This window comes from Amycolatopsis sp. (genome assembly GCF_035276945.1).
Classification (GTDB): Bacteria; Actinomycetota; Actinomycetes; order Mycobacteriales; family Pseudonocardiaceae; genus Amycolatopsis_E.
In genome coordinates this window covers 63718-89337 of record NZ_DATELF010000171.1, presented here as the reverse complement: position 1 = coordinate 89337, position 25620 = coordinate 63718, and the positions used below count along the sequence as shown (strand labels likewise).

Below are 25620 nucleotides of genomic sequence, written 5' to 3'. Positions count from 1 at the left end.
TGACCGGACCACCCGACAGCGCTTGCCGATCACGGCTCCGTTTCGTTACTGTCCCCGCGTCCCCATTACGGTCAGGTCACGAAGCGGGAATGGAGCCAACCACCCCCGAGGTTTGCTCCCCGGGCCCCACCCGGCCCCGCGATCTGGCTCCCCGAGTAACGGAAGGCCCCGTCTTGGCTCCTTACCGCTCCCACGGCGGCCAAGCCCCTTCCCCGGAGCTTGATACCGCATTGGACGATGCGGTCAGTCGAGCCCGGGGCGCGCATCGTCTCCCGGCGCCGCCGTCGGCGCTGCGCGGACGAGTCGTCGTCGCCGCCGTCGCCGCCGGCGCGTTCGCCGCCGCGGCAGCCGCACCGACCCTGAGCGCCCTTGGTTCATCGGACTCCGACGGTGTCACCCCCCTGGCCAACGCCCAGGACGCGAGCGCCTCGTTCGCGCTCGGTGGCGACGCGCCGACCGGAGCCCCGGAACTGCTGCCCGCCGCGCACTACACCGACGCCTCGGCCGAGGTCCGCAAGCTGACCGACAGCGAGCAGATCACGCAGGCCCGTGAAGACCGTGAAGCCGCGCTTGCCAAGGCCTCCCAGGAAGAGGCCTCCCGGCCCAAGACCTGCCTTCCCGCGCACGGCACGTTCACCTCGGGCTTCGGTGCCCGGTGGGGCACGACCCACTACGGCATCGACATCGCCAACTCGATGGACACTCCGATCTACGCCGCCTCCGACGGCACCGTGATCGACGCCGGCCCGGCCAGCGGTTTCGGCCTGTGGGTGCGAATCCAGCTCGACGACGGCACCATCCAGGTCTACGGCCACATGGACACCTTCTCCGTGACCGAGGGCCAGAAGGTCAAGTGTGGCCAGCAGATCGCGAAGATGGGCGCGCGTGGCCAGGCGACCGGCGTGCACCTGCACTTCGAGGTGTGGAAGAACGGCGTCACGAAGATCGACCCGCGGCCCTGGCTGGCCCAGCGTGGCGTCTACGTCTGAACCACGGCGCGATGGTCCGCGCCCGGGCTCCGGGTGTCGCGGATTTGCGGACGTCGGCTGACCTGTCGGCACAAAGGCGGCGAGCATGTCACAGCCTCGCCATGCGAGTCCGATCACGCGCCGCAAAACCCAGTCCAGAACCATCGAAACCCTCCTGAAAAGCTCGAACCGATGTTCGGTTCAGGTGTATCAGGAGGGTCCGACATTTTCGGGGCGCCAAGCGCGGCACGCCTGGCGCCACTCGCTACAGCTTGACCATCGGGACGCTGCCGAGCAGCATCAGCTTGACCCTGCCCGAGGTCCCGAAGTCGATGGTGGCGGTGGCACGCGGGCCGTCGCCGTCGGCCTCCACCACCGTGCCCAGCCCGTACTTGTCGTGGCTGACCCGGTCACCGACCTCGAGCTTCATCGCCGCAGTCTCCTGCCAGCCCTTGAAAGGCGTCGTCCGCATGCCCCCCGCGGCGAGCCCGGCCTGTGCGGAGTCACCACCGGTCGAACGCCTGCCCCAGGTCGTGGCGGCGCGCGGTGAGCCATAACCGCCGGACCCCGACGAGGAAGGCTCCTCGCGCCGCCAGTCGATGAGGTCGGCGGGAATCTCGTCGAAGAACCGGGAAGCCGGGTTGGTCATCGGCTGGCCCCACGCGGACCTTGTGATGGCCCTGGACAGGTAGAGCCGCTTGCGGGCCCTGGTGATCGCGACATAGGCCAGGCGCCGCTCCTCGGCCAGCTCGGCCGGTTCGCCAAGAGCGCGAAGGTGCGGGAAGACGCCGTCCTCCCACCCGGTGCAGAACACCACCGGATACTCCAGGCCCTTCGCCGTGTGCACGGTCATCAGGGTGACCACACCGGCGTCGTCCTGGTCGTCCTCGCCGTCCGGGGTCGGCACCGAGTCGGCGTCGGCGACCAGGGACACGCGTTCGAGGAAGGCCGGCAGCGAGCCCGGCTCGGGCACCCCCGCGTCCTCTTCCTCCACCGGAGGAGCCACCTCGACAGCCGATTCCGCGAACTCCCTGGCGACGGTCACCAGCTCGGTCAGGTTGTCCAGCCGGGACGCGTCCTGCGGATCGTCCGACTCCTCGAGCTCGGCCCGGTAGCCGGTGCGCTCCAGCACCGCCTCCAGGATGTCGGCCACCTCGGCGCCTTCTTCGGCAAGCGCGCGCAAGCCGTCCAGCAGTTCGACGAAACCGGTGATCGCCCGGACCGACCGGGGGTTCAGCAAAGCGACCTTACCCGCCACCGCCTCGCGCAGCGCCGCCGCGAACGAGACCCGCTCCTGCTCGGCATGCGCGGCCACGACCGCCTCGGCCCGCTCGCCGATACCCCGCTTCGGCACGTTCAGGATCCGGCGCAGGCTCACGGTGTCCTCGGGATTGGCGATCACTCGCAGGTAGGCCAGCGCGTCCCGCACCTCGCGCCGCTCGTAGAACCGCACCCCGCCGACCACCCGGTAGGGCAGGCCGAGCCGGATGAAGATCTCCTCGAACACCCGGGACTGGTTGTTGGTCCGGTAGAACACCGCGACATCGGAGTACCGCACCTCGCCGCGGTCGGCCAGGGCATCGATCTCGCCGGCGACGAAGGCGGCCTCGTCGTGCTCGTTGTCCGCGACGTAGCCGCCGATCTTCTCGCCGTCCCCGGCGTCGGTCCACAGTCGCTTGTCACGCCGGTTGGGGTTGCGGGAGATCACCGCGTTGGCCGCGGACAGGATCGTCTGTGTGGACCGGTAGTTCTGCTCGAGCAGAATCGTGCGCGCGTTCGGGAAGTCCCGCTCGAACTCCTCGATGTTGCGGATCGTGGCCCCGCGGAAGGCGTAGATGGACTGGTCCGCGTCGCCCACCACGCACAGTTCCGCCGGCTCGACCCCGGACTCCGTGGGTTCCGTGCCGACCAGCTCGCGGACCAGCGTGTACTGCGCGTGGTTGGTGTCCTGGTACTCATCGACCAGCACGTGCCGGAACCGGCGCCGGTAGTGCTCGGCGACGTCCGGGAAGGCCTGCAGCAACTCGACCGAGCGCATGATCAGATCGTCGAAGTCCGTGGCGTTGGCCAGCGTCAGCCTGCGCTGGTACTCGGCGTAGACCTCGGCGACCCGGCGCTCCAGGTCGTTGGCCGCGCGCGGCGCGGCGCTCTCGCTGTCCACCAGCTCGTTCTTGAGGTTCGAGATGTGCACGGCGAGGGTGCGCGCGGGGTAGCGCTTGGGGTCGATGTCCAGGTCACGCGCGACGAGAGTGATGAGCCGCCTGGTGTCGTCGGAGTCGTAGATGGAGAAGTTCGAGGACATGCCGAGGGTCTTCGCCTCGCGCCTCAGCAACCGCACGCACATCGCGTGGAAGGTGGACACCCACATCGCGTTCGCCCGGCGGCCGACCAGCCCGCTGACCCGGTCGCGCATCTCGGCGGCGGCCTTGTTGGTGAACGTGATCGCCATGATCTGGCCGGGCTGCGCGCCGCGTTCGGCGAGCAGGTAGGCGATCCGGCGGGTCAGCACCCGGGTCTTGCCCGAGCCTGCGCCGGCCACCACCAGCAGTGGGGCGCCGGTGTGCGTGACCGCCTTGGCCTGTGCCGGGTTGAGGTCGGCGAGCAGGTCGGCATGACGGCTCGGCGTCGGCTTCTGCGGGGGAAGATCGAAGAGGGTGCTCATCGCGATCCACGCTACTCGGGAGGACTGACACCGCTACGACGGTGTGCGTACTCGGAACTGACGTTCAGGGGCCGATGTCGAAGCCTCCCATGCCGTGGAGCATCGAAGGTATGAACGACACACCCACCAGAATCCGGGCTTCCGACGCCGAACGCGAACGCGTCTCCGCCCGCGTCCAGCAAGCGGGTGCCGAAGGGCGGCTGACCCTCGACGAAATCGAAGACCGGCTCGGCACCGTCTACGCCGCTGAATACGTCGACGAGTTGCGGGCCGCCGTCGCGGACCTTCCGCCCCAGCAGCCCGCCGTCCGGCGCTTCCCGCCACCCCTACGGGTGCACGCGGCGCTCGCCGTCGCGGTCTCGGTCCTGCTGATCGTCCGCTGGCTCGTTTCCGGCGTGCCGTTCTTCTGGCCCGTGGTGCCGATCTTCTGGCTCGGGCTCGGTGTGGCCGCGCACGCCGCTTTCCGGGCCCGGCGCCAGGTTGTGCCATACTGATGGCGTGCGAGCACACCAGTATCGATTTTCCTACGGGGTCCGGACTCCGGCTCCCGTGATCGCGTAGTGTCGCCAACCGCTGTCACCCCAAGCCCCGGAGTCCACGGACCCGGGGCTTTCGTCGGCTCTGGGACCAGGTGGGATCCGGCTGACCGGAGGTCCAAATGAACGCTCAGACGAACCAAGAGAACCGGGCTGCCGCGCCGGAGGGAGATTCCGCGCCGGCGGAGTCGATCGCCTCCGCCGAGGAGATCGCCGAGCTGCGCAAGGAGATCGACTGGCTCGACGGGGAAATCCTGAGGCTGGTCAAGCGCCGCGTCGAGGTGTCGAGGCGGATCGGCGCCGCCCGGATGGCCGCCGGCGGCACCCGCATCGTCTACAACCGCGAGATGGACGTGCTCGCCCGCTACCGCGACCTCGGCCCGGACGGACGGCAGCTGGCCATGGCCCTGCTGAACCTGGGACGCGGCCGGCTGGGGCGCTGATTTCAGGGCATTTCCCCGACCACACGAAGGCGGCAGGCGGGGCACACTGGAGACATGATTAATTTCATCGCGGTCGTGATCGCGATCGCCAGTGTGCTCGCCGCCCTCGGCCACGTCGGCTACCTGGCACTGCTCAACAACGCGGCGAACAAGCGTGCCGGTGGGGCACCGATCGCCGAGTACGTCCGCGGCCGGTGGGCCGTCGCCGGCGGGACCACGGCGGCGTCGCTGCTCGCCTGGCTGTTCACCGCGGGTGGCACCGGGATGGACATCCTGGCCATCATCCTGGCGGCGGGCAGTGGTGCGGTAGCGGTGAAGGCCCTGGAGTCCACCAGGACGAGGTACCGGAGCGGCGGGTAACCACCGCGGCTCGGCGCGGATTCGTACGGCAGGTTGCTTCTGCCCAAACGGGTGCGCCACGACCGAGTGAACTTGCCGGCCTGCGCTTCTCTTGCCTGTTAGGGCTCTTACGCTGATTGCGTGGCAACGGAGGGTATCGAGGGGAATCCCGTACCGGCAGGCAGGCACCGGCTCGGCAGCGCGGGTTCCTGGACACCCAGGGTGCTCGCCCAGGGTTCCGTCGGCCGCCATGCCCGCCACAGGGACCTGACCGTCGACCTCACCGCCGACCCGGGTTGCGGTGACTCCGTGTTTTCGCCCGCTCACGAGCAGTTGCCGGTAGCCCAGCGAACAAAGGTGACGCTGACTCCGGCCCGGACCGACGACGTCCGCGTCCACCTCGGGCCGGCGAGGACCGGCCTGGACACCTTCGACCTCGGCAGCGTGCCCGCGTCGGTGACCCCGCCGCGGTCCTGGCGCAGGGCCGCCTGGTTCGCCACCGCCTCGTCCGGTGGCGTGGTGGTGGCTCTGCTGTTCGCCGGATCCGCACTGGTCGGCAAGCCACCCTCGAACCCGGCCGGGGGCGGCTGGGTACCCGATCTCGGCGGTGGGCAGCCCGTGGTCGGCGGTGAGCAGGTGGCCGCCGCGCCCGGCGTGCCGGTGACCGACGCCGAAGTGGCCGAAAAGACCGGCGCCCCCCTTTCGCCCGGTGGTCCGACGCGCTCGGCCCGGGTGCGGATCGTTCAGGGCTCGTCCGATGTCGTGGGCGGGGCTCCTGCCTCGCCCGGCGCCGCGACTCCGGCAGTCTCGCGCGTCCTTCAGAAGCCGCCGTCGACACCCGCGCCCTACGACGCGGATGCCTTCCAGGTCGGCTGGCCGTCGGGTGAGCCCGACATGTTCGCCGCCGAATCGCAGAATTTCCTGGACACGGTCACCGAGAATCCCGAGGCCGCGCACCGGATGACCACCGGGGCACTCGAGCGGGAGGGCTCCAGCGGGCTCGCGCGGAAGTACGCCGGGATCGCCTACTTCCAGGTAAGGCATGTCCGGGTGCACCAGTACGAGGGGAAGACGGTGTGCACGGTGCAAGCCGTGTACAAGGACGGCACCCAGACGACCGAGCAGCGGGAACTGACCTTCGCCCACGGCAAGATCAACAGCGCCGAATAGCCGCTTTGTTGCGCCGGTCGGGTGACCTTGGCTGCCGTTCGTCGTGCGGTGGCGGCAGTCCACCGACGAAACCTGGCCGGTAACTGTTTAACACGGTTCGCTAATGAACGTGCCAGACATCTCCCTGATCGAGAAGCAGAGGCCATGAGAGTCGTGCACGACCGGCGCCGGATCCGGCGCTCGCCGGACACGCTCACCGTCGACGACCTCCTGGCCATGGAGGCGTTGGACCGGGAACTGCCCGGCGGCGACTGCCTCACGACCATGCGCGAGCCGCGCAAGTTCCTGCCTCCGCCGCGCGTCCGCGCCCGGAGGCAGGCCGTGCCGCCGCGGGAGCCGGAGAGCCGGCTCGCGAAAGTGGCCAAGCTGGCCGGGCTGACCACGGCCGCGTCGATGCTCGTCGGCGCCGTCGTCGCGTCCTCGATGGTGACCAACGCCCGCATGGAACAGACCAGCCGGGCCAACCCTGTTCCGCCGCCGATCACCGGGGCCGCCGCACTCGGCGCGTTCGCCCCGCAGGGGGACGGAAGGGCACACGCCCAACCCGCACCGAGCACGTCGTCGAAGGCGCAGCTCCCGGTCACGCAAACGAAGTCGGTGCAGCCCGACTCGACCCAGCCGGCCGGCAAGAGCCCGGCACCGGCCGATGAGGCCGAGAAGCTTTCCGCGGTCAAGGAGTTCTACCGGCTCCTCGGTTCCCCGCACCCCGAACAAGCGCTGCGCATGCTGGCCCCGAGCCTGTCCGGAGACTCCTCCGGCGAGCTCGTCCGGGCCTGGGGCACGATGAGCCGGGTCGAGGTGAACGACGCCCACCTGCAACAGGACGGATCGGTACTCGCTGTGGTCACCGTGGTCCAGCGTGACGGCACCCGGCTGAAGATCGCTCAGATGCTCGGGTTCGCCAAGGAGCAGGCGGACCTGATCTCGCAGGCAGTACTGCTTTCGGCCGAACAGTTGTAAGCCCATACCAGGCTTTCCTGGCCGTCCCCAAGGCGTGCCGCGTGTATGTGCGCAGAGTGAGCACCCTAGCCTTGACGCGAGCTGGTTTCGGCTGAACCGGCCCCACGGACCGCGATAGATGCATACGCTCCAGGCGTGCGGCATGTCGTCGTGCCCTGAAGGCAGCCGGAGAAGGAGGGTCGCGTGAGCGACGAGGGTCGTCTGGTGGCCGGCCGGTACCGGCTTGTCCGCCGGATCGGCACCGGTGCCATGGGCGCCGTCTGGCAGGCGCAGGACGAGGTGCTCGCCCGAACGGTCGCCGTCAAGCAACTGCTCCTCCAGCCCGGTCTCGACCACCACGAGGCCGATGACGCCAAGCAACGCACGATGCGGGAGGGCCGGATCGCTGCCCGGCTGCACCACCCGAACGCGATCACCGTGTTCGATGTGGTCACCGACGACAACGGGCATCCGTGCCTGGTGATGGAGTACCTGCCCTCGACGAGCCTGGCCGAGGTGCTGCGGGACCAGAAGACCCTGCCGCCCGTGGAGGTGGCCAGAATCGGCGTCCAGATCGCGGCCGCGCTCAAGGAGGCGCACGCGGTCGGGATCGTGCACCGCGACATCAAGCCCGGCAACATCCTGCTCGCCGACAGCGGACTGGTGAAGATCACCGACTTCGGCATCTCGCGGGCGAAGGACGACGTCACGGTCACCAAGACCGGAATGATCGCGGGCACCCCGGCCTACCTCGCCCCCGAGGTGGCCGTCGGCGGCGATCCCGGCCCCAAGTCCGACATCTTCTCCCTCGGCTCGACGCTCTACGCGGCGTGCGAGGGCCAGCCGCCGTTCGGGCTCAGCGAGAACACCCTGAGCCTCCTGCACGCCGTCGCGGCCGGCCAGATCAACCCGCCCCGGCAGTCCGGGCCGCTGGCCAGCGTGCTTGCCGTGCTGCTGCACCCGGAGACCCAGCATCGGCCGACCGCCGCGGAGGCCGAGGAACTGCTCGCCGCGGTCGCTCGCGGCGAAACGCCGCTGGGCGGTCCCGATGACGCGACCCGGCTCGCTCCGGCCGGCGGGGCGCTCGGCGGCGTCGGCGCCACCAGAGCGCTGCCGGCGGACAACCTGGCCCCCGGGCACGCCGGCACCCTCGGCAACGACCCGTCAGCGGGCTTCTACGACGACTACCAGGACGACTACACCCCCACCGCCATGTACCCGGGCAATAACCGGGACGCGACCAAGGCGGTACCGGCCGGCTATGACAACGACTACGCCGACGGGTACCCAGCGGAGGGCGGAGCCGGCGAGGAAGAGGAAAAGCCCGGCAAATGGAAGGTCCCGGCGATCATCGCCGCGATTTCCGCCGTCGCGCTGGTGGGGCTGGTGGTCTGGCTGTTCAGCCCGAACAGTACGAGCAGCAACACCACGCCGAACCCCAACCCGGTTGTCCCGCCGCCCGTGACCACGTCGAGTTCCGAGGTGGAGGTGACCGAAACCGCGAGCGCGTCGAACAACCAGGTCGAGCCGACCCAGACCAGGCAGCCGCGGCGCAGCTCGCAGGCCACCACCTCGTCGTCGACCGCGGAGCCTTCGCCAAGCAGCAAGTCGCCCACGAAGACGTCGCCGCCATCGTCGGCCAGGTCCTCGGAATCGACCACACCCCCAACCACGGGACCCTAAGTAAGGTGGACAAGGATTAACCGACCGTCGGGGCATCGAGAGGTTTCGCGTGGGTACTGAGGGCGCGCTCGTCAGCGGCCGGTACCGGCTGGACCAGCCGATCGGCCGTGGCCGGGCGGGAATCGTATGGCTCGCCCATGACACGCTCCTGAACCGCACCGTCGCGGCCAAGCGGATGTACGTGCAGCCGGGGCAAGGCCAGGTCGTGGAGACCGCGGTGCGGGAGGGCCGGGCCGCTTCCCGGGTCATGCACAACAATGCGATCACCGTGTACGACGTGGTGCTCGAGGGGTCGGAGCCGTGGCTGGTGATGGAGTACGTCCCGTCCCGCAGCATGGCCGACTTCCTCGCCGAGCACGGCACCCTGACGCCCGAGCAGACCGCTTTCCTCGGCATCCAGCTCGCCTCCGCACTGACCGCGGCGCACCAGGCCGGCGTGCTGCACCGGAGCCTGGAGCCGGGCAACGTGTTGCTCGCCGACGACGGTGGCGTCAAGGTCGCCGACATCGGCATCTGGGGTGCGGGGCCGAACTCGGCCTTCCTGGCCCCGGAGATCGCGAAGGGCGGGCTGCCGGAACCGGCGTCGGACGCATTCTCGCTCGGCGCCACCCTGTACGTGGCCGTGGAAGGAGTGCCGCCCTACGGGGACGACGGCGTCTTGCGGCAGCCGCAGAAAGCCGGTCAGCTGACCGGGGCGCTGCTGAAACTGCTGCGTGAAGACCCTCTGTCGCGACCCACCCTGGCCGACAGCATCACCGCGTTCCAGGCCGTCACCCAGGGCAGGCAGACCGCGTTCATCCCGCCCACCGCTCCGGCGATGCCGACGGTGCCCATCGCGGTCCTCGACCGGCCCATGGTGCAGACCACGGCGCCGGTGATCACGATCTCGCCGTCCAAGGTGCGTGCGCTGATCCTCACCGTGCTCGCGATCCTGTGTGCGGCCGCGATCGGCATCGGCATCACACAGCTGCTGTTTCTCTAGTTCTCAACACCTCGAGGAAGCGCCGGACCGCGGGCCGGGGCATCGCATGCGCCCCTACGGCGGCGTGGATCGATCGGATCGGCTCCGGGCGGCGCACGCGCCGGACGACGACGCCGGGGTGCGGTGAGCCCAGGCCGAGCACGGGGACGAGCCCGATACCGAGGCCTGCCGCGACAAAACCCTGTGCGGTCTGGTAATCCTCGCAGTTCATCACGAAGTTCGGCGCGAACCCGGCGGCGCCACAGGCGGTCAGCAAGGCATCGAGGCAGGGCCCGGGAACGACCTCGTTGCCCACCCACGGTTCGTCGGCGAGCTCGGCCAGGTCGATCACTCGCTTGGCGACCAGCGGATGTGCTCTGGGCAGGGCGACGCGGTACGGGTCGTCGAGCAGGTGAGTCAGGTCGACGCCCGCGGGCGGCTTGTCATGCCACACCACGATCGCGACATCGGCGTCTCCGGCCACGACCGCCGGCATCGAGTCGTACGGTTCCAGCAGTTTCAGGTCGAGCCGGATCCCGGGATACTCACGGTGGAGGGTGGCCACGGCCGGTGGCACCAGGGCGGCGCCGGCGGTGGCGAAGTACCGGATGGCCAGCCGCCCGGCCCGCCCCGCCTTGAGCTCGGCCAGTTCCGTCTCCGCCCTGGACAACTGGGCGCTCAGCAGCTCGGCGTGCTCGGACAGCAGGAGGCCGGCCGGCGTGGGCCGGACCCCACGGCCCACGCGTTCCAGCAGCCGGACCCCCGCCTCGCGTTCCAATGTGGACAGTTGCTGGCTGATCGCGGACGGCGTGTAGCCGAGGTTCCGGGCGGTGGCGGAGATCGACCCACTGGTGACCACCGCGCGCAGCACCTGCATGCGGCGAACGTCGAGCATGACCCGATCTTACGGTTGTCCTGAAAGGACGAGCCGCATTCGTCGCTTGCGCTTACGGACCGATCAGACGAGACGGCGGTCGGAGGCCCAGCGCGAAAGCTCGTAGCGGTTCGACAGCTGGGTCTTCCGGAGGACGCTCGACACGTGCGTCTCGACCGTCTTCACCGAGATGAACAGCTCCGAAGCGATCTCCTTGTACGCGTACCCTCGCGCGAGCAGGCGAAGCACGTCGCGCTCGCGCGGGGTGAGCAGGTCCAGTTCTGGATCGCTGATCGGGGCCGATCCCGGCCGGTCGGCGAAGGCGTCCAAGACGAAGCCGGCCAGCCGGGGTGAGAACACCGCGTCCCCGTCGGCAACCCGCGCGATCGCGCGGACGAGTTCCTTGGAGGAGATCGTCTTCGTGACGTAACCGCGGGCTCCGGCGCGGATCACCGCGATGACGTCCTCCGCCGCGTCGGACACCGAAAGCGCGAGGAACACGACATCCGGCAGCTCGGGCCGCACCCGGCGCAGCACCTCCGCACCACCGCCGTCCGGCATGTGCACGTCGAGCAGGACCACCTGCGGCTTGCTGCGCAGGATTCCCGTGACCGCCTCACCGACCGATCCGGCCTCGCCGACCACGCGCACCTCGTCGGTGATCGCATCCAGCTCCGTGCGCACCCCCGCACGGAACAGCGCATGGTCGTCGACCAGGAACACGGTCACAGGCCCCTCGCTCACGAAGGCCCCCTCCCCAAATCAGCGTTTCGCATTGGCCTCTTTCTTCGACAGCGGCATCTCCAGCTGCACCTCGGTTCCCTCGCCGGGCGAAGTTCGCAGCCGGATCGTGCCGCGGTTGCGCTCCATCCTGCCCCGGATCGAATCGGCGAGTCCGTGGCGGTCCTCCGGCACGGCGTCCGGATCGAAGCCCTTGCCACGGTCCCGCACGAACACGGTCACCGACGTCGGCTCCACCTCGGCATACACGCTCACCTCGTCGACACCGGCATGCTTGGCCGCGTTCACGATCGCCTCACGGGCGGCCTGCACCATCGCGGTCAGCGACTCGTCGAGCTCCGCATCACCCACCACGACCTGGGACACCGAAATCGCGAACGCGTCCTCCACCTCGCCACAGGCCGCCGCGAGCGCCGCGGAAAGTTGCCCGGAGGCGATCTCCTTGTCTCCGCCGTAGCCCGACGGGCCGTACAACCAGCCACGCAGCTCCCGTTCCTGGCCGCGAGCCAGCCGCGCGACCTCCTTGGGCACGTCGGCCTGTTTCTGGATCAGCGCCAGCGTCTGCAACACCGAATCGTGCAGGTGAGCGGCGATCTCCGAGCGCTCTTCCGTGCGGATCCTGGCGCGGCGTTCCTCCCCGAGGTCCCGGACCATGCGCAGCCAGAACGGAACGGTCAGCACGGCCACCCCGACCAGCGTGGCCAGCACGGCGATCAGCGCGAACTGGATCTGGTCGAGACTGCCGCTGCGCAGCACGACCACCCCGGTGCCGGTCACCACCAGCGCGACCCCGGCCAGGATCCGCACCGCCGCCGACCAGCCACCGCCCCCGAGCACGATCCCCGCGACACCGGAGCGCGTCCCGCCGCGCCAGCGCCGTCGCTGCGACTCGTCGGCCTCGCGCCAGACCACCGCGGCACCGACCAGTGTGATCGCCAGTGGAACCGCGACCCAGCCGCTGATCAACCCACTCAGCATGCTGCCGCCGACCGCGAGGCCGATGCCCAGCACCAGCAACGCGACCGCCTGCTGCCGTTCCCTCGCCGAGCCGGGTTCGCGCGCCTCCTCGTTCGGCCGCTGCGGCACGAACACCCACAGCAGGCCGTAGGCGAACAATCCCGCGCCCCCGAACGCGGCGAGCACCGCGAAGGCGGCGCGCACCCACAGCACCCGGACCCCGAGATGGTCGGCGAGCCCGGCGGCGACTCCGGCGAGCGCGCGTCCCGAACGGCGCCGGTACATCTTCGGCGGGCCCTCAGGCTCGCTGGGAGCCCGGGCCGCGGTGGGCGTCACGGCCTTCTCCTGCATGGTGTCCATGGTTCTTCCATGGTCACACGGCCGCAACGGGCCGGGCATCGGGGAAAGACCCTGAACTGGTATCTCAGGGACGATCCCCGATGTGCGGTCGTGAGGTGGCGGGCATGCTCGCTGTCATGAGTGGCGCAACGGAAGCACCGAGGTCGCATCTGGCCGGTTTCGAGGAGACAGTCAAGGACTTCTGGGTCAGTCGGCCGCGGCGGCCCCTGCACGGGCGCAAGATCGCCGGTGTCGCCGCCGGGATCGGCAATCGGTATGGCATCGACCCGGTGGTGGTCCGGGTGGCCTTCGTGACCGCCACGATCTTCGGCGGCATCGGGCTCTCCCTCTACCTGCTCGGCTGGCTGCTGTTTCCCGGCGAGAACGACGAGGTCTCGCCGGTGGAGGCGCTGTTCGGCCAGGGCCGGACCTCGATGTCGAAGGCCTTCACGATCATGCTGGCCATCGCGTTCTTCCCGATCGCCAGCTGGGCTTTCGCGGGCGGTGGCTGGTTCGACGGGGGCGCGGTGATCGGGCTGGCGCTGATGGCGACCGCGCTGTACCTGCTGCACCGCGGCCGTGGGCAGGACAACCGGCCGCCCGCGGTCGCCACGGGCGCGGCCGCCGCCTTCTCCCTGTCCGCCGAGACCGCCGCGGAACGGGCGTCGGGCTGGGATCCGCTCGCCGCCGCCCCGCTGGGCTGGGACCTGCCGGAACCGGCTCCCGCGCCCACCCCGCCCCCGCCGCCCGCACCCACGCCCGCACGACGGCGGAACCGCAAGGTCGGGCCCGCCACGTTCGGCATCGCGCTGTTGGTGTCGGGCGCCGGTGCGGCGCTGGGTACCTCGGGCATCGAGTGGTTCTCTCCGCCGCACATCATCGGGCTGGCCCTGGGTGTACTCGGCGTGGGCATGGTCGTGGGCTCGTTCGTGCGCGGCGGCCGGGGCCTGATCGGCTGGGCGGTCCCCCTGTCCATCGCCGGGCTGGTCATGACGGCGGTGCCGGTCCGCGACTACGTTGGCGGGTTCGGCGAGTTGGACGCGTCCCCGCTGACCGCTGCCGAGGTCCTGCCCGTCTACCAGCACAGCGCGGGCGACATCGAGCTTGACCTGAGCAGGCTGCCCGCGGGCACACCGGTGGCCACAACTGTCCACAATGGAGCAGGGACTACCACGGTACTGGTGCCGGAAACCGCGGACGTCCAGTACAGCTGCGAAGTGCGGGCAGGCAACGTCGACTGCCTGGGGCACCAGACCGACGGCGTCAACGTCCCCGCCACGGCCGGCACCGACCTGGGTCTCGATGGCCCGGGCGGGCCGCAGATCACCCTGACAGTGACCAACGGACTGGGAAACGTGGAGGTGCGTCGTGGCTGAGAATCCGTACCAGTACGAGGAAACCGACCAGCGGCCGCGACGGCGAGGGGCGGACGTCTTCACCCTGATCCTGGGCCTGGCCACGCTGCTGGTGTCGGGCTACGTGCTCACCGACGGCGCGATCTGGCTGCCGCACGTCGACCTGCGCTGGGTGCTGGCGGGCGGCGGGGTGCTCGTCGGAGTCCTCATGCTCGGCGCATCGCTTCGCCGCCCCTGACGGTCACTCCCACTCGATGGTGCCGGGGGGTTTGCTGGTGACGTCCAGGACGACCCGGTTGACCTCAGGCACCTCGTTGGTGATCCGGGTCGAGATCCGCTCGAGCACGTCGTAGGGCAACCTGGTCCAGTCGGCCGTCATGGCGTCTTCGCTGGACACCGGCCGTAAGACCACCGGATGACCGTATGTGCGGCCGTCGCCCTGCACGCCCACGCTGCGGACGTCGGCGAGCAGCACCACCGGGCACTGCCAGATGTCGCGGTCCAGGCCGGCCGACGTGAGCTCCTCGCGGGCGATCGCGTCCGCGGCGCGCAGCGTCTCCAGCCGGTCCGCGGTGACCTCGCCGATGATCCGGATGCCGAGGCCGGGGCCGGGGAACGGCTGCCGGTGCACGATGGTCTCCGGCAGGCCGAGCTCCAGGCCCACCCGGCGCACCTCGTCCTTGAACAGCAGGCGCAGCGGCTCGACCAGCTCGAACTGGAGGTCCTCCGGGAGCCCGCCGACGTTGTGGTGGCTCTTGATGTTGGACGCGCCCGTACCACCGCCCGACTCGACCACGTCCGGGTAGAGCGTGCCCTGAACCAGGAACCGGTAGTCGCCCTCCGCCTTGAGGTCTCGCTCCGCCCGCTCGAACACGCGGATGAACTCCCGGCCGATGATCTTGCGTTTCTCCTCTGGATCGGTGGCCCCGGCCAGCGCGCCGAGGAAGCGTTCGCGCTCGTCGACGGTGACCAGGTTCACCCCGGTCGCGGCGACGAAGTCACGCTCGACCTGGGCCCGCTCACCCGCCCTCAACAGCCCGTGGTCGACGAACACACAGGTCAGACGGTCACCGATGGCGCGCTGCACGAGTGCCGCGGCGACCGCGGAGTCCACCCCGCCGGACAGCCCGCAGATCGCGCGGCCGTCCCCGACCTGCTCGCGAATCTTGCCGATCTGCTCCTCCACGATCGACGCGGTCGTCCACTGCGGACGGATACCGGCGATGTCGTGCAGGAACCGGCGCAGGACCTCCTGGCCGTGCGGGGAGTGCAGCACTTCCGGGTGGTACTGCACGCCCGCGTACCGCTCGGCCGGGTTTTCGTAGGCGGCGACGGGCGCGCCGTCGGACGTGGCCGTCACCTCGGCGCCGTCCGGGGCCTTCGTGACGCTGTCGCCGTGGCTCATCCACACCTGGTGCCGCGCGGGAAGCTCGCGGTGGAGCACGCCGCCTTCGCCGACGAGGTTCACTTCGGTACGGCCGTACTCGCGTGCACCCGTCGCCTCGACGGTGCCGCCGAGCGCCTGCGCGAGCAGATGGAAGCCGTAACAGATGCCGAAGATCGGCACGCCGGTCTTGGCGAGCGCGGGGTCCATGCCCGGCGCGCCCGGCGAGTAGGCACTCGCGGGGCCACCCGAAAGGATGATCGCGGCCGGGTTCTTGGCCATGATTTCGTCGACGGTCGCGCTGTGCGGCACGACTTCGGAGTAAACCTGGGCCTCCCGGACCCGGCGGGCGATCAGCTGCGCGTACTGCGCACCGAAGTCCACGACCAGCACGGGACCACTCGGACTGGGCACCTGTATCTCCTCGAGCGTGGGGCGGTCTGTCCCCATCGTCCCAGGTGAGCTCCACCACGCCGCCCCCGCCCCGGGGTTGGGCACGCGGCTTACCGTTACGCGCATGGACACCATCACCCCGGAACCGCGGCCCGCCTGGATCGCCGGGCGGCCCGAGCAGGGCATGGGCACATCGCTGGTCAGCCACCCCTTCGACGGGAGTGAGGTCGCCACCGTCGCGGTGCCCGGCGCCGAACAGGTCGAGCGCGCGGTCGCCGCGGCCGTGGCCGTCGCGCCGCAGCTCCGGCGGTCCCCCGCGCACATGCGGGCCGCCGCGCTCGACCACGTCTCCCGCGGGCTCGCCGTCCGCGCGGAGGAACTGGCGGAGGTGATCACGGCGGAGAACGGCAAGCCCTTCAAGTGGGCCGAGGCCGAGGTTCACCGTGCCATCTCGGTGTTCCGGATCGCCGCGGAGGAGGCACGCCGGTTCACCGGTGAGTTGCAGCGGCTTGACAGCGATCCGACGGGGGAAGGCAGGCTCGCGATGGTCCGCCGGGTGCCCCGCGGCCCGGTGCTGGGCATCTCGCCGTTCAACTTCCCGCTCAACCTGGTAGCGCACAAGGTCGCGCCCGCGCTCGCCGTCGGCGCCCCGATCATTGTCAAGCCCGCGCCGCGCACCCCGCTGTCCGCGCTCGTCCTCGGTGAGCTCCTCGCCGAGACCGGCCTGCCGGAGGGCGCGTTCTCCGTGCTGCCGCTGGGTAACGCCGAAACCGCGGCCCTGGTCGCCGACCCACGGCTACCGGTGGTTTCGTTCACCGGCTCGGGCCCGGTCGGCTGGTCACTGGCCGAGGCCGCGCCACGCAAGCACATCGTGCTGGAACTGGGTGGGAACGCGGCCGTCGTCGTGCTCGCCGACTGGCCCGACCTGCCCGGGGCGGCCGCGCGGATCGCGACCTTCGGCAACTACCAGGCCGGCCAGTCCTGCATCGCGGTGCAGCGCGTGATCGTCGAACGCTCGGTGGCCGGCGAGTTCGTGCCCGCGCTGGTGGACGCGGTCCGCGCGCAGCGGACCGGCGACCCCTACGACACGACGGTCGACGTCGGCCCCGTGGTGGACGAGGCGGCGGCGAAGCGGATCGTGGACTGGATCTCCGAGGCGGTGGGCGGTGGCGCGAAGGTGCTCACCGGCGGCTCCCGGGAGGGCACGACAGTCGAGCCGACCGTGCTCACCGACGTTCCCGCGGACGCGAAGGCGTGGGCCGACGAGATCTTCGGCCCAGTCCTCGCGGTATCCATTGTGGACGACACGGGCGCGGCGCTGGATGCGGTCAACGCCTCGGCTTTCGGGCTGCAGGCGGGCATCTTCACGCGAGACGTCCAACTCGCCTTCCGTGCCTCGGCCGAGTTGGAGGTCGGCGGAGTGATCATCGGTGACGTGCCGTCCTATCGCGCCGACGAGATGCCCTACGGCGGCGTCAAGGGCTCCGGCGTCGGCCGAGAAGGCGTGCGGTCCGCGATGCGCGACCTCACCGAGGAGCGGGTGACCGTGTTCGCCGGAATCGAGCTCTGATCACGGTGACCGACGTCGCCGCACGGCAGCCACGGCAACCGTAGCGGGCGCGCCGGACGGGACGGCCGGGTTCTTCGGCGCGATCGGGTCCAGGCGGCGGTAACCCCCAGCCTGGTCCGGCCGCGGGTCTGCCTCGCCCTTGTTGGGCCAGCAGGAGAACGCGCGCTCGGCCTGGGCGGTGATGGTCAGCGACGGGTTCACACCGAGGTTCGCGGTGACCGCCGTTCCGTCCACAATGGAGAGACCTGGGTAGCCGAACACCCGGTGGTAGGGGTCGATGACACCGTCGTCCGGGGTGGTGCCGATCGGGGCACCGCCGATGAAATGCGCGGTCAGCGGGATGTCGAAGATCTCACCCCAGGTGCCGCCCGGGATACCGCCGATGTGCTCGGCCGCACGCAGGTTCGCCTCGTGCCCGAGCGGGATGAACGTCGGGTTCGGCTCGCCGTGCCCCTGTTTCGACGTGTACCGGCGCCGCCCGAACAGCCCGCGCCTGGTGTAGGTGGTGATCGAGTTGTCCCGGCTCTGCATGACCAGCAGGATGACCGTCCGCTCGCTCCACCGGTGGCCGTTGAGCAGCGTCAGCGATCGGATCGGGTGCCGGACCACGAACCGCAGGGCCTGCAGCCACCTCGGCACCGGGGAGGAGCCGTCCGTGGCGATGGTCTGCAGCAGGCTCATCGCGTTGCTGCCCTTGCCGTACCGGACCGGCTCGATGTGCGTGATCTCGTCGGGATGGATGGACGAGGTGATCGCGACGCCCTTGGTGAAGTCGCGCTCGGGGTCCACCCTGGTTCGCCCGGACCCGATGATCGCCTCCGAGTTGGTCCTGGTCAGCTCACCGAGCCGCGGCGAAAGCCGGGGCAGTGCGCCGGTGTCGGCCATCCGGTGCAGCAGGCGCTGGGTGCCCCAGGTTCCGGCGGCGAGGACGACCTGGCCCGCGGTGAGCGTGTGGCGGAACCGGCGGGAGGAACTGCCACTACGCCGGATGTCGACCTCGAACGAGCCGTCCCCCCGCGGCCGGACGGCGGTCACCGTGGTCAGCGGGATGACCTTCGCGCCGCCCTGCTCCGCCAGGTAGAGATAGTTCTTGACCAGGGTGTTCTTCGCGCCGACCCGGCAACCGGTCATGCACGAGCCGCACTCGGTGCACCCGGTGCGCCGGGGTCCCGCCCCGCCGAAGTACGGGTCCTCGGCGGGTTCGCCCGGCTGGCCGAAGTACACCCCGACCGGGGTCGGGTGGAAGGTCTGGCCGACCCCCATGTCCACGGCCACCTTGCGCACCACCTCGTCGACCGGCGTGATGGTGGGATTGGTGACCACGCCCAGCATGCGGCTCGCCTGGTCGTAGTGCGGCGCGAGTTCGGCCTCCCAGTCGGTGATGTGCGCCCACTGGCGGTCGGTGTAGAACGGCTTCAGCGGCCGGTACAGCGTGTTGGCGTAAACCAGTGACCCACCGCCGACCCCGGCGCCGGCGAGCACCATGACGTCCTTGAGCAGGTGCACGCGCTGGATGCCGTAGCAGCCGAGGCGCGGGGCCCACAGGTACCGTTTGAGATCCCAGGAGGTCTTGGCGAACTCGTCGTCGGCGAACCGGCGGCCCGCCTCGATGACCGCCACCCGGTAGCCCTTCTCGGTGAGCCGGAGCGCGGCGACACTGCCCCCGAAGCCCGAACCGACGACGATCACGTCATAGTCAGTGCCAATGCTGTCACCCGTGGTCACCGCCAAGAGGTTACGCGTGACCCGAGTTGCTGACCAGCAGTAAGTTACTGATGAGTCAACGGCGGACGGACAGGCCGACGCGCTGGAACTCCTTCAGATCCGAATAGCCGGTCTTCGCCATCGCCCGCCGGAGCGCGCCGAACAGGTTCACCGTCCCCTCGGCGTCCGACGAGGGACCGAACAGCAACGTCCTGAGGTCGACCTCGAAATCCGGCCCGGCGGCGACCCGCGAGCGCGGCAAGGACGGATGCGCCGCGGCCGCGGTCCAGTACAGGCCGTGCCCGGGCGCCTCGGACGCCGCCGCGAGCGGCGCGCCCAGCATCACCGCGTCGGCTCCACAGGCGATGGACTTGGCGATGTCGCCGGACGAGGTCATCCCGCCGTCGGCCAGCACGTGCACGTACCGGCCGCCGGTCTCGTCGAGGTAGTCACGACGGGCGGCGGCCGCGTCGATGATCGCGGTGGCCATCGGCACGCCGATGCCCAGCACGCGGTCGGTGCTGGTGACCCCCGGCGTGTAGCCGTGCCCGACGATCACGCCCGCGGCGCCGGTACGCATCAGGTGCATCGCGGTCCGGTAGTCGGCCACACCACCCGCGATCACCGGCACGTCCAGCCCGCCGATGAACTCCTTGAGGTCGAGCGGATGGTCGTCCCGCGCGACGTGCTCCGCGGAGACGATCGTGCCCTGCACGACCAGGATCTCCACGCCCGCCGCGATCAGCTGGGGGGTGAGCTCGGCGGCCCGCTGCGGGCTGACCCGCGCGGCCACCGTGACCCCGGACTCACGCACGGTCTTCAGTGCCTCGGTGAGCAGCTCGGGCCGGACCGGAGCGGAATGCAGCTCCTGGAGCAGTCGCACCAGCGCCGTGGGATCCTCGTCCTTGGTCGCCTCGGCGAGCCGCTGGATCACTTCGTCCACATTCGCGTGGCGCGCCCACAGGCCCTCGGCGTTGAGCACGCCCAGCCCGCCCAGCTGCCCGATCGCCACCGCGCTGGACGGCGACACGATCGCGTCCGTGGGATGCGTCACCAGCGGCAGGTCGAACCGGTAGGCGTCGATCTGCCATGCGGTCGACACGATTCCGGACGACCGGGTCCGCCGCGACGGGACAATTTCCACGTCGTCGAGGTCGTACGCCCGCCGCGCGGTACGCCCCATGCCGATCTCGACCAGATCCCGCACCTAAGGTCCCTTCCTGCGCTCGTCCTGACGGCCCATTCTCACCGGACCTCCCGCGCGCCGGTCAGCGGGTCGTGTAGTTGGGCGCCTCGACCGTCATGGTGACGTCGTGCGGGTGGCTCTCCTTGAGCCCGGCGGCGGTGATCCGCACCAGCTGCGCCTGCTGCAGGTCGGCGATGGTCTGCGCGCCCGCGTAACCCATGCCGGACCGCAGCCCGCCCACGAGCTGGTGCACCACGTTGGCCAGCGGGCCGCGGAACGGGATCCGTCCCTCAATGCCCTCGGGCACCAGCTTGTCCTCGGAGAGCACGTCGTCCTGGGCGTAGCGGTCCTTCGAGTAGGACTTGCGGCCGTCGCGCGACTGCATGGCGCCCAGCGAGCCCATCCCCCGGTAGGTCTTGAACTGCTTGCCGTTGACCAGGATCAGCGCGCCCGGCGCCTCGGTGGTACCGGCGAGCAAGCTGCCCAGCATCACGGCCGAGGCACCGGCGGTGATGGCCTTGGCGATGTCACCGGAGTACTGGATGCCGCCGTCACCGATCACCGGGATACCCGCGGGGCGGCAGGCCTGGTCGGCTTCGTAGATCGCGGAGATCTGCGGCACACCGACGCCGGCAACGATCCGCGTGGTGCAGATCGAGCCCGGCCCGACACCGACCTTGACGGCGTCCGCCCCCGCGTCCACCAGCGCCTGCGCCCCGGCGCGGGTGGCCACATTGCCGCCGACCACGTCCACCGTGTCGCCGAACTCCTTCTTCAGCGTCGAGACCATGTCGACGACGGCTCGCGAATGCCCGTGCGCGGTGTCGACCATCAGCACGTCCACCCCGGCGTCGGCGAGCGCCATGGCCCGTTGGTGCCCGGGCGCGCCGACGCCGACCGCCGCGCCGACGAGCAGCCTGCCGTCGGGGTCCTTGGTCGCGTTGGGGTACTGCTCGGTCTTGACGAAATCCTTGACCGTGATCAGGCCGCGCAGCTTGCCCGCCCCGTCGACGATCGGCAGCTTCTCGATCTTGTACCGCCGCAGCAGTCCGAGCGCGGCGTCCGCGGTAACCCCGACCTGCGCGGTGACCAGGGGCTGCTTGGTCATCACCTCGCTGACCGGGCGGCTGTGGTCGACCTCGAAGCGCATGTCACGGTTGGTGATGATGCCCACCAGGGTGCCGGCGGCGTCGGCGACCGGGACGCCGGAAATCCGGAACCGCGCGCACAACGCGTCCACCTCGGCCAGCGTGTCGTCCGGCGAGCAGGTCACCGGGTCGGTCACCATGCCCGCCTCCGACCGCTTCACCACCTCGACGGCGGCGGCCTGCTCCTCGATCGACATGTTGCGGTGCAGCACGCCCATACCGCCCTGGCGGGCCATCGCGATGGCCATCCTGGCCTCGGTGACCGTGTCCATCGCGGCCGAGAGAAGCGGGACGCGCAGGGTTACGTTGCGCGACAGCCGGGTCGTGGTGTCGACCGCGCTGGGGACCACGTCGGACTCGGCGGGCAGCAGCAGGACGTCGTCGAAGGTCAGGCCCAGCATCGCGAACTTGTCATTGGGGGTGAACTCGCTCGTCATGGCTGGTGACTGACCTTCCTCGGCTTTCGATGACGCTGTAGAAGATGGTATAGGGCCGCGCGGCAGCCGGGATCGCGGGTAAAGGCACTGGACAGCGGCTTACCCGGGGCGAGTACGGTGCCACGCGTGCCGCACGATGTCTTGCCCCCGGACCCGTTCGCCGACGACCCCGACGACCCGGCCGCCGGCCTCGACGCGTTCGACGATGAACCGGACGAGCCGATCAACGCGCAGGCCCGCGCGGAACTGCTCGCCGACCTGTCCGACCTGGCTGTCTACCAGGCACTTCTGGAACCGAGAGGCGTTCGCGGGATCGTCGTGGACTGTGGTGAATGCGACCAGCCGCACTACCACGACTGGAACCTCCTGCGCGCCAGCCTCGAACAGCTGCTCTCGGACGGCCGGATGCGCCCGCACGAACCTGCCTACGATCCCGACCCCGCCGATTACGTCAGCTGGGACTACTGCCGTGGTTTCGCTGACGGCGTAACCGCGACCGAAAGCGCCTACTGACCCGGAACACGACGAGGGGCGTTGCCTGCGCAAGGCAACGCCCCTCAAATTCTTGACCGAAAACTCAGTTGGTGCCGGTGACGGTATCCACCTGGTTCGCCGACGCCTGGCCACCGGTGCCGGTGTCGGACGACGTGTCGACCCTCGGCGCGCTGCCCTCCGCGCCCGTACCTGTGCCCGTGCCGCTGGGGCTGCTGCTCGTGGGAGGTGGCGGAACCTCGCTGCTCTGGAAAGTGCTCGGCGCGGACGGCGACGGCGACGGGGAGGTGGTGGTCGTCGGCTGGAGGGTCGTCGACGGCGAGGACTGCGGGTTCTGCGACGCCGGCGAGGTCGGCAGCGGCGGCGGCACCGGGACCTGCGCCGGGTGCTCCAGCAGCTCCGACAGCTGCTTGTGCTCGGCCATCAGCTGGCTGAGGTTGTCCTCCTCGGAGACCTGCCGCAGGTTGGCCGCCGCCGCGGCGAGCGCCTGCTGAGCGGCGACGATGTTGCCCTGCGCGAGCGCGATGCTCGCCTGCTGCAGATCGGTGCGCGCGGCGGACGCGGCCTCCACCGACCGGGCGTGGTCGGCGTAGAGCATCTTGGTCAGGCCCCACAGGGTGTCCCCGGGCTGGGCGCTGCGGGCGGCGATGCCGGTGCCGGCGAACGCGATGGCCAGCACCGCGGCGGCCGCCGCGACCGGCACCAGCAAACGGCGCCGGCGCGCCCGGCGCCCGTGGCGCTGCGCCAGCGACGCGGCCCGCACGGTGGTCACGGCCGTGTCGGTGTCGACCAGCTCGGCCAGCGGCTCGCTGTCGATGTCGCGCCGCCAGGCCAGTAGCAACGCGTTCAGTTCCTGGTCGCCGAGGCCGTCGGCGACCTCGGGGTCGGAGCCGCCGAGCGCGTCCAGCAACGCGTCGTCGGCGTGCACGGCGGAAAGGTCCGCCTCGAAGGCGGTTCGCGAGGCGCTCATGGTCTCGTCCAACCCGAGCTCCTCGAGCTGCTGTCTGACCTCGTCACGACTGTCGCGGTCGGTCACTCAGGCCGCCTCCTCGGACGCCAGCGCCTTGCGGAGCCGTGCGAGCGCACGGTGCTGTGCGACCCTCACCGCCCCCGGGGTGGAGCCGACCGCTTCCGCGGTTTCCTCGGCGGATAGACCAACGACCACTCGCAGCACCACGATCTCGCGTTGTTTGTCCGGCAACACCCGGAGCAGCTGGGCCATGCGCTCGTTCAACTCCCCCTGCAGGGCGTGCTGCTCAGGGCCGATGTCCCCCTCGATCTCGTCGGGGATCTCGGCCACCGGCTCGGCCCGGTTGCGCGCGGCAGCACGGTGCGCATCGGCCACCTTGTGCTGGGCGATGCCGTACACGAAGGCCAGAAAAGGGCGTCCTTGGTCACGGTAGGAGGGCAAGGCCGTGAGCACCGCGAGACACACCTCCTGAGCCACGTCGTCTGCCGAAGCGAACGAACGCTCCTGCCTGCCAACCCTGGCGCGGCAGTACCGCACCACAAGAGGACGGATAGCACCAAGCAGCCGCTCCACCGCCTGAGGATCCCCCTCGACAGCGGCGGCGACCGGCTCGTCCAGTCCGTCCCCCACATTGGCCATCGCAGACAACAGTCCCAGCGTTACGTGTAGGCGTACAAAAGGACGGCGCGCGAGATCGACTCCCCTCGCGCCGGTGATGCCTACCGTACCTTCCGGCACGGATCCCGTTCCTGCGCGGTCGCCGGTTTTCAGGACACGAGACCGCGACGGAAACCGTGCGCGACGGCCTGCGCCCGGTCCCGCACGCCGAGCTTGCGAAACAGCCGCCGCGCGTGGGTCTTCACGGTGTCCTCGGACAGGTACAGCTCACGTCCGATCTGGCCGTTGCTCTTGCCCTGGCTCATGCCGCGCAGCACCTGCAGCTCACGCTCGGTGAGCTGGACGCCGGGATCGGCGGGCTGACGCGGCGCCGGGACGGAGGTGCTGGCCAGGGTGTGCGCCAGTGCGGCGACGAGTTCGGGCCGGGAGGCGTCCCAGCGCAGGTACCCGCGTGCCCCACCGGCGATCGCGGCGGCGATACTGCTGGCATCGTCGGGCGCACCGAAGACGATCACGTTGGCCTGGGGGTTGGCGGACACCAGCCGCCGAGTCGCCTCCACCCCGGCCGGCATCGCGCGCTGGGTGCCGACGAGCACGACGTCGACCGGCTGTCGCGAGTACCTGGCCAGCAACTCGTCACCGTGCGCTACACAGTCGATGCGACTGACACCGGGAACGGCAGACATCACGCGGGTGAGCCCTTCGCGGACACTGCGTCGGTCGTCGCAGATCAAGACCGTCGTCACGGGGTTTCCTTCCTGCAGCCGGGTGACATTCCATATCCCCTATCGGACGCTTTAGGCCGCACCTTGACACGATCCGGTGGCTTTTTTTGGAAGTTCTTCGCCCGGATGTCCCAACGCAGGTCAGAGCGGCACCCAAGGCGACTCACGAGCCAGGAACCTCCCCTCCGGATCAGACTGTCGTAACACAGCGTGCAACACCGCGTCGACTCTGAATCGATGCTGGTCAGCAATCGTCGGCCACAGTTGCGCGGCAAGCAACCCGGCAGGCCACCGAAGCGATCGCAGCTCGTATTTGTCCGCCGCGGCCAGTGCCGTGGAGACCAGCTCCCGGGCGCGTTCGACCGCGCCCGTGGCCGTCAGCGCGGCCGCGAGCACCAGCCCGGACTTCACTTCGTGCCGGCGCGCTCCGGTCGCCGTGGCGAGATCCAGCGCCTCCGCCGCGGGCGCCACGGCCGCCTCCGGCCGGCCGGCCACCAGTTCGATCTCGGCCGTGACCCAGCCCGCACGGACCCGCGCCCGCCAGACGGCCGCATGCGAGAGTGCCGCGGCGCGGAACCTGCGAGCGGCGCCCAAGCGGCCGATGCCGAGGTTGTCCGCGGCCAGACCGAGCAGAACGTCGGCCCGGGCACCACAGGCGTCCAGGCCGTCCGGGTCTTCCTCCGGCTCGGCAGTACCCAGGGGTACCACCCCCAGACCCCGCCGGGGGCCAAGCCCCGGGACCCCCTCGACGAGAGCGAGGGCCCTCGCATCCAGCCGGAGCGCGGCCGCGTGCCCGCCGAGTTGGCGCCTGTGCGACGCGAGCGTGGCCAGCGCGAGGCCCGCGAGCACCGGGTCCGGGCCGCCGGCGAGGTCGCCGAGCAACGTCGCGGCGGAGGCATACCGGCCTTGGGCGCCGAGCACGATCGCGGCCAGCAACCGGGCCCTGGCCGACCCGGGCGCCGCCAGCAGGGCAGGAGCAACCGCGGGCGGGTCCCCGAAGGCCGCGCACCGTAGCTCACCCTCCAC

General features: G+C 70.4%; 24 protein-coding genes. 12 read left to right on the top strand and 12 right to left on the bottom strand.

Annotated features, from left to right (window positions below; genetic code table 11):
- Positions 1 to 230 precede the first annotated feature (230 nt).
- The gene (locus tag VJT49_RS30920; RefSeq protein ID WP_324168499.1) at positions 231 to 989 is read left to right on the top strand and encodes a M23 family metallopeptidase; all 759 of its coding nucleotides are present in this window, start codon (positions 231 to 233) and stop codon (positions 987 to 989) included.
- Positions 990 to 1233: 244 nt separating this feature from the next.
- Here VJT49_RS30920 and pcrA read toward each other — a convergent pair whose 3' ends face one another.
- On the bottom strand, positions 1234 to 3630 hold the full coding sequence (gene pcrA / locus VJT49_RS30915) for a DNA helicase PcrA (RefSeq protein WP_324168498.1): 2397 nt from the start codon (positions 3628 to 3630) through the stop codon (positions 1234 to 1236).
- Positions 3631 to 3740: 110 nt separating this feature from the next.
- Here pcrA and VJT49_RS30910 point away from each other — a divergent pair, with 110 nt between their 5' ends.
- The 7 genes from VJT49_RS30910 (at position 3741) to VJT49_RS30880 (ending at position 9722) form a co-directional block, all read left to right on the top strand.
- The gene (locus tag VJT49_RS30910; RefSeq protein ID WP_324168497.1) at positions 3741 to 4124 is read left to right on the top strand and encodes a DUF1707 domain-containing protein; all 384 of its coding nucleotides are present in this window, start codon (positions 3741 to 3743) and stop codon (positions 4122 to 4124) included.
- A gap of 164 nt (positions 4125 to 4288) precedes the next feature.
- Positions 4289 to 4609, top strand: a complete 321-nt coding sequence (locus VJT49_RS30905; RefSeq protein WP_324168496.1) for a chorismate mutase — start codon at positions 4289 to 4291, stop codon at positions 4607 to 4609.
- 54 nt (positions 4610 to 4663) lie between these two features.
- Complete coding sequence (locus VJT49_RS30900) at positions 4664 to 4969, top strand: hypothetical protein (protein WP_324168495.1); 306 nt, start codon at positions 4664 to 4666, stop codon at positions 4967 to 4969.
- A 120-nt stretch (positions 4970 to 5089) separates the two neighbouring features.
- On the top strand, positions 5090 to 6118 hold the full coding sequence (locus VJT49_RS30895; protein ID WP_324168494.1) for a hypothetical protein: 1029 nt from the start codon (positions 5090 to 5092) through the stop codon (positions 6116 to 6118).
- Between the two features lie 144 nt (positions 6119 to 6262).
- Positions 6263 to 7078 carry a hypothetical protein gene (locus VJT49_RS30890; RefSeq protein WP_324168493.1) on the top strand — a complete coding sequence of 272 codons (816 nt, stop codon included), beginning with the start codon at positions 6263 to 6265 and terminating at the stop codon, positions 7076 to 7078.
- A 183-nt stretch (positions 7079 to 7261) separates the two neighbouring features.
- Entirely contained in the window at positions 7262 to 8740 is a 1479-nt protein-coding gene (locus tag VJT49_RS30885) for a serine/threonine-protein kinase (RefSeq protein ID WP_324168492.1), read from the top strand.
- Positions 8741 to 8789: 49 nt separating this feature from the next.
- Positions 8790 to 9722 (top strand): serine/threonine-protein kinase, encoded by a 933-nt coding sequence (locus VJT49_RS30880; protein WP_324168491.1) that lies wholly within the window; start codon positions 8790 to 8792, stop codon positions 9720 to 9722.
- On the opposite strand, the gene VJT49_RS30875 is transcribed toward VJT49_RS30880, so the two are convergent.
- From VJT49_RS30875 to VJT49_RS30865, 3 genes are all read right to left on the bottom strand, one after another.
- The gene (locus VJT49_RS30875) at positions 9700 to 10596 is read right to left on the bottom strand and encodes a LysR family transcriptional regulator (RefSeq protein ID WP_324168490.1); all 897 of its coding nucleotides are present in this window, start codon (positions 10594 to 10596) and stop codon (positions 9700 to 9702) included. The two genes, VJT49_RS30880 and VJT49_RS30875, sit on opposite strands and share 23 nt — an antisense overlap.
- Positions 10597 to 10659: 63 nt before the next feature.
- Positions 10660 to 11319 carry a response regulator transcription factor gene (locus VJT49_RS30870; protein WP_324168489.1) on the bottom strand — a complete coding sequence of 220 codons (660 nt, stop codon included), beginning with the start codon at positions 11317 to 11319 and terminating at the stop codon, positions 10660 to 10662.
- An 18-nt stretch (positions 11320 to 11337) separates the two neighbouring features.
- Complete coding sequence (locus VJT49_RS30865; protein WP_414636123.1) at positions 11338 to 12633, bottom strand: PspC domain-containing protein; 1296 nt, start codon at positions 12631 to 12633, stop codon at positions 11338 to 11340.
- 116 nt (positions 12634 to 12749) lie between these two features.
- Here VJT49_RS30865 and VJT49_RS30860 point away from each other — a divergent pair, with 116 nt between their 5' ends.
- On the top strand, positions 12750 to 13988 hold the full coding sequence (locus VJT49_RS30860) for a PspC domain-containing protein (protein WP_324168488.1): 1239 nt from the start codon (positions 12750 to 12752) through the stop codon (positions 13986 to 13988).
- Positions 13981 to 14205: a hypothetical protein gene (locus VJT49_RS30855; RefSeq protein ID WP_324168487.1), complete on the top strand. Its 225-nt coding sequence runs from the start codon at positions 13981 to 13983 to the stop codon at positions 14203 to 14205. Before VJT49_RS30860 ends, VJT49_RS30855 begins: the two co-directional genes overlap by 8 nt.
- A 3-nt stretch (positions 14206 to 14208) precedes the next feature.
- Here VJT49_RS30855 and guaA read toward each other — a convergent pair whose 3' ends face one another.
- Positions 14209 to 15765 carry a glutamine-hydrolyzing GMP synthase gene (gene guaA / locus VJT49_RS30850; RefSeq protein ID WP_324168486.1) on the bottom strand — a complete coding sequence of 519 codons (1557 nt, stop codon included), beginning with the start codon at positions 15763 to 15765 and terminating at the stop codon, positions 14209 to 14211.
- A gap of 103 nt (positions 15766 to 15868) precedes the next feature.
- On the opposite strand from guaA, the gene VJT49_RS30845 reads away from it, so the two are divergent.
- Complete coding sequence (locus VJT49_RS30845; RefSeq protein ID WP_324168485.1) at positions 15869 to 17314, top strand: aldehyde dehydrogenase family protein; 1446 nt, start codon at positions 15869 to 15871, stop codon at positions 17312 to 17314.
- Here VJT49_RS30845 and VJT49_RS30840 read toward each other — a convergent pair whose 3' ends face one another.
- From VJT49_RS30840 to guaB, 3 genes are all read right to left on the bottom strand, one after another.
- Complete coding sequence (locus tag VJT49_RS30840; protein ID WP_324168484.1) at positions 17315 to 19039, bottom strand: GMC family oxidoreductase; 1725 nt, start codon at positions 19037 to 19039, stop codon at positions 17315 to 17317.
- Between the two features lie 55 nt (positions 19040 to 19094).
- The gene (locus VJT49_RS30835) at positions 19095 to 20225 is read right to left on the bottom strand and encodes a GuaB3 family IMP dehydrogenase-related protein (RefSeq protein ID WP_324168483.1); all 1131 of its coding nucleotides are present in this window, start codon (positions 20223 to 20225) and stop codon (positions 19095 to 19097) included.
- Between the two features lie 61 nt (positions 20226 to 20286).
- On the bottom strand, positions 20287 to 21789 hold the full coding sequence (gene guaB / locus VJT49_RS30830; protein WP_324168482.1) for an IMP dehydrogenase: 1503 nt from the start codon (positions 21787 to 21789) through the stop codon (positions 20287 to 20289).
- Positions 21790 to 21906: 117 nt separating this feature from the next.
- Here guaB and VJT49_RS30825 point away from each other — a divergent pair, with 117 nt between their 5' ends.
- On the top strand, positions 21907 to 22302 hold the full coding sequence (locus VJT49_RS30825) for a DUF5319 domain-containing protein (protein ID WP_324168481.1): 396 nt from the start codon (positions 21907 to 21909) through the stop codon (positions 22300 to 22302).
- A 64-nt stretch (positions 22303 to 22366) separates the two neighbouring features.
- Here VJT49_RS30825 and VJT49_RS30820 read toward each other — a convergent pair whose 3' ends face one another.
- The 4 genes from VJT49_RS30820 to VJT49_RS30805 form a co-directional block, all read right to left on the bottom strand.
- A complete protein-coding gene (locus tag VJT49_RS30820; protein WP_414636122.1) occupies positions 22367 to 23317 on the bottom strand; it encodes an anti-sigma-D factor RsdA in 951 nt (316 codons plus the stop codon).
- Positions 23318 to 23890: a sigma-70 family RNA polymerase sigma factor gene (locus tag VJT49_RS30815; RefSeq protein ID WP_324168581.1), complete on the bottom strand. Its 573-nt coding sequence runs from the start codon at positions 23888 to 23890 to the stop codon at positions 23318 to 23320.
- A 128-nt stretch (positions 23891 to 24018) separates the two neighbouring features.
- Positions 24019 to 24615 carry a response regulator transcription factor gene (locus VJT49_RS30810; RefSeq protein WP_027940930.1) on the bottom strand — a complete coding sequence of 199 codons (597 nt, stop codon included), beginning with the start codon at positions 24613 to 24615 and terminating at the stop codon, positions 24019 to 24021.
- Between the two features lie 120 nt (positions 24616 to 24735).
- Entirely contained in the window at positions 24736 to 25620 is an 885-nt protein-coding gene (locus VJT49_RS30805) for a hypothetical protein (protein ID WP_324168480.1), read from the bottom strand.

Bases quoted from the DNA above. Each gene is read 5' to 3' on its own strand.
- pcrA (WP_324168498.1), bottom strand. From the start codon at position 3,630: ATGAGCACCCTCTTCGATCTTCCCCCGCAGAAGCCGACGCCGAGCCGT.
- VJT49_RS30910 (WP_324168497.1), top strand. From the start codon at position 3,741: ATGAACGACACACCCACCAGAATCCGGGCTTCCGACGCCGAACGCGAA.
- VJT49_RS30905 (WP_324168496.1), top strand. From the start codon at position 4,289: ATGAACGCTCAGACGAACCAAGAGAACCGGGCTGCCGCGCCGGAGGGA.
- VJT49_RS30900 (WP_324168495.1), top strand. From the start codon at position 4,664: ATGATTAATTTCATCGCGGTCGTGATCGCGATCGCCAGTGTGCTCGCC.
- VJT49_RS30890 (WP_324168493.1), top strand. From the start codon at position 6,263: ATGAGAGTCGTGCACGACCGGCGCCGGATCCGGCGCTCGCCGGACACG.
- VJT49_RS30875 (WP_324168490.1), bottom strand. From the start codon at position 10,596: ATGCTCGACGTTCGCCGCATGCAGGTGCTGCGCGCGGTGGTCACCAGT.
- VJT49_RS30865 (WP_414636123.1), bottom strand. From the start codon at position 12,633: ATGGACACCATGCAGGAGAAGGCCGTGACGCCCACCGCGGCCCGGGCT.
- VJT49_RS30860 (WP_324168488.1), top strand. From the start codon at position 12,750: ATGAGTGGCGCAACGGAAGCACCGAGGTCGCATCTGGCCGGTTTCGAG.
- VJT49_RS30845 (WP_324168485.1), top strand. From the start codon at position 15,869: ATGGACACCATCACCCCGGAACCGCGGCCCGCCTGGATCGCCGGGCGG.
- guaB (WP_324168482.1), bottom strand. From the start codon at position 21,789: ATGACGAGCGAGTTCACCCCCAATGACAAGTTCGCGATGCTGGGCCTG.
- VJT49_RS30815 (WP_324168581.1), bottom strand. From the start codon at position 23,890: ATGGCCAATGTGGGGGACGGACTGGACGAGCCGGTCGCCGCCGCTGTC.